The sequence below is a fragment of the Sphaerochaeta sp. UBA5836 genome (assembly GCF_002432845.1).
Taxonomy (GTDB): Bacteria; Spirochaetota; Spirochaetia; order Sphaerochaetales; family Sphaerochaetaceae; genus Sphaerochaeta.
The window spans coordinates 2,236-5,383 of sequence record NZ_DJGW01000098.1; the positions used below are offsets into that span (position 1 = coordinate 2,236).

The window sequence follows — 3,148 nt, forward strand, 5'->3', positions numbered from 1 at the left end:
TTTATACGCTATAAGCAATTTGCAGTAAAAAGTTGTTGACATCCCGTACTTGTATGATAACCTATGAGCATCAAGGCCTAGGGGGTTGGGATGCCGCAACACAGTACCATGAAAATCGTCAAGCAGCAGAAGGTGTCCTCCCAGGTCTATGATCAGCTGCTTGAACGCATCAAAAACCACAAGTGGGAAGAGGGGACAAAACTCCCCTCGGAGAACGAGCTCCGCCTGGAAATGGGTGTGAGCCGTATCAGCATTCGAGAAGCCATGCAAAAGCTGACCGCCCTCGGCATCGTGGAAACACGGCAGGGGGAAGGATCCTTCGTCAAGAAGGCTACCAGTGACAGCTACAAGGACATGATGCTTCCGATGTTCATGATCAACAAGAATTCGCTTGAGGAAATCCTCGAGTATCGAATGGTGATGGAGGTTGGTGCAACCGAGATTGCAGCAACCCGCATCACTGCTTCCGAGTTGGCTGAGATGGAAGCCATTGTACAACGCATGGAACAAAACACCAGTGATGTGAAGACTTTTTCGCATGACGACCTGATGTTCCATATGGCGATCTCAAAGGCAACCAAGAATCAGATGCTGATAAATGTTTCCATGTTCATGCAGGATCTTTTGGCTGCAAGCATGGAATCCATTGTTACCCACTTGGGAATGAAGGACGGAAAATACTTTCACCGTCTGATCCTCGAAGAATTGAAGAAAGGGAACAGGGTAGGGGCGGTGGCGGCCATGCGCGAGCACGTGGCCAAGACGGTTGACCGGGTTTCTGAGCTCTCAGAGCTCTAGTCGAAACAAGAAAACGATAAAATGTTGTCTTGTATTAGATTGCAGTTACTCATAAGACAACATACAACTAACTTGAGGATCCCTGCGGCTTGTGCCGTAGAATATAAAAAGGAGAGTTTTGTTATGAAGAGAAACAAGATTCTGGTAGTACTTTGTGTACTGTTGGTTGCATCCTCATTCCTGTTCGCTCAGGCAACCGGTGAGGCTGCCGGTACGAAGCTGTGGCCGAAAACCCAGCCGGTCGTGTATGTCGGATTCGGAGCAGGCGGTGGTACCGATACCGCAGTCCGTCCTGTTATCGCAAAGATGGAAGAGTACCTTGGCGAGACCATCAACGTAGTCAACCAGGCCGGAGCCGCTTCGGCAGTCGCAGCAAACACAGTCATGTACAGCAAGCCGCATGATGGCTACAGTATGTTTGCAACCGGCAGCGCTCCGATTTCCGGGTTCCGTGTAATGGGCACCAGTGAAACCTTCTGGGGAGATTGGGCTTCCTTCCACCCGTACATGGGAGCAGCAGTTCTTATCGTACGCAGTGATTCCCCGATCAAGACCTACGACGAGGCTATGGCCTATCTGAAGACCAAGAAAGTCAATTTTGCCATCAGTGGATTCGGTGTCGGACCTCACGTACTGTTTGAAGCGGTGCGCGACATCGCCGGTGTTGCTGCTCCGAACTACATGACTGCTGGTTCCTGCCGACAGGCTGCTATCAACATCATTGCCGGTGATGCTGAGATCTCCATGGCTACCTTCAGTTCGGTCATCGACTTCATCAAGGCAGGTCAAATTCGAGCTCTTGCAATCACTGATACCAAGGATTATACCGAATTTGGTATGAATATTCCTTCTATCACCAAGGTGCAGAAGAATGCAGAAAACATCCCCTTGCTCAGTGAGACCTGGCCGATCATGATCCCCCGTGATGCTCCCAAGCATATCATCGACAAACTGACCGAGGCTTTCTACTGGGCCGTCAAGCAGCCCGAAATCGTGGACTATGCAAAGAACCAGGGCCTCGTAATCGCCGGGTATGCCGGAGAAGATGCCGACAAGTTCCTTGCCATTCAGGAAGCCGGTTACGCTTGGACCCTGCACAATGTAGGTTCCACCGTTGAAAGCCCTGAGAAGTTTGGGATTCCCAAGCTCGCTGATTTCAATTGGGACGTGGCAAAGCAGAAGATCAAGAAATAAGGCTGCCTGCCGTGGGGATGGGATACTCCATCCCCACCATTGTTCCACATAAAGGATAAGTGCATGAGTCAGTTGAAAAAAACTACAACATCCGATCTGGTAATGGGCGTATTGCTCTTTGCCTTCGGTATCTTTCTTGTCGTCGAATCATTGGGGATGAAGGTGTACAACTCGTTTCTTGACGCACCCGGCTTCTTTCCCTTGATCCTGGGAATCATCTTTATCGTATTCGGTCTTGTCATGTTCATCGGTGCCTTGCGGGGCGGCAGTGTCGAAGCTGCAAAAAACACCTTCACAAAGGCTGCTCTAACGACACTCTTTCTGAATCCGCAAAGCAAGCGGGTTGTCATTCTCTCCTTCTTCATGGTGGTCTATATCTTTGGACTCATCGGAAGAGTCCATTTCGCCATTGCCACGTTCTTGTACCTGTTTGTGACCTTTTTCTATTTGAAATCCACGACGTTGGTGAAGAACATCATCATCTCAGCCATTTCTGCATTGGTCATCGGTGCAGTCTTCCAGTACGTCTTTAAAATTCCTCTTCCCTAAGGCAAGGAGAACTTATGTTTGAAGCATTCGCACAACAATTGGCCCTGTTCGGATCCGCTGCCTCCCAAGCATTCGGATTCCCTCAGGTGTTTGTAACCATGATTGCCACCGTTGCAGGTATTGTCGTAGGCGCAATACCGGGCCTTACTGCAACCATGGCTCTCGCTTTGTTGATCAACCTGACCTACTCCATGCAGCTTCCTGTTGCAGTGGCCTTCCTCTTGGGGGTCTATGTGGGGGCGGTCATGGGCGGTTGTTACTCAGCAATCATGATCAACATCCCCGGAACACCCTCTGCAGCAGCAACTGCACTGGATGGATTCATTCTTGCCAAAAAAGGGCATGGCGGACAAGCAATCGGAGTAGGTGTCATAGCCTCCTTCATCGGAACCTTGTTCTCCATCGTCATCCTTATCTTTTTGACTCCGTTCCTCTACAAGATCGCCTTGAAGTTCGGCCAGTGGGAGTACTTCCTCATCTCCGTCTTCGGCATCATGATCTGCGGAAACCTCTCGACCCAGAGCACTCCGATCAAGGGGTGGATTGTCGGCTTCCTTGGCTTCTTCACCGCCATGATTGGTCTGGACGCCGTATACGCCTACCCGCG

The 3,148-nt window shown here is 50.3% G+C and carries 4 protein-coding genes; all 4 read left to right on the forward strand.

The window, feature by feature from the left end; genetic code table 11:
* The first annotated feature begins 90 nt into the window (after positions 1-90).
* Positions 91-798 carry a FadR/GntR family transcriptional regulator gene (locus B3F49_RS09305; protein ID WP_293910603.1) on the forward strand — a complete coding sequence of 236 codons (708 nt, stop codon included), beginning with the start codon at positions 91-93 and terminating at the stop codon, positions 796-798.
* A gap of 123 nt (positions 799-921) precedes the next feature.
* Complete coding sequence (locus B3F49_RS09310) at positions 922-1,992, forward strand: tripartite tricarboxylate transporter substrate-binding protein (protein ID WP_293910605.1); 1,071 nt, start codon at positions 922-924, stop codon at positions 1,990-1,992.
* A 63-nt stretch (positions 1,993-2,055) separates the two neighbouring features.
* Positions 2,056-2,541: a tripartite tricarboxylate transporter TctB family protein gene (locus B3F49_RS09315; RefSeq protein WP_293894981.1), complete on the forward strand. Its 486-nt coding sequence runs from the start codon at positions 2,056-2,058 to the stop codon at positions 2,539-2,541.
* Positions 2,542-2,555: 14 nt separating this feature from the next.
* Positions 2,556-3,148: tripartite tricarboxylate transporter permease (locus B3F49_RS09320; protein ID WP_293910607.1), on the forward strand; the 593-nt coding region annotated here is incomplete at its 3' end.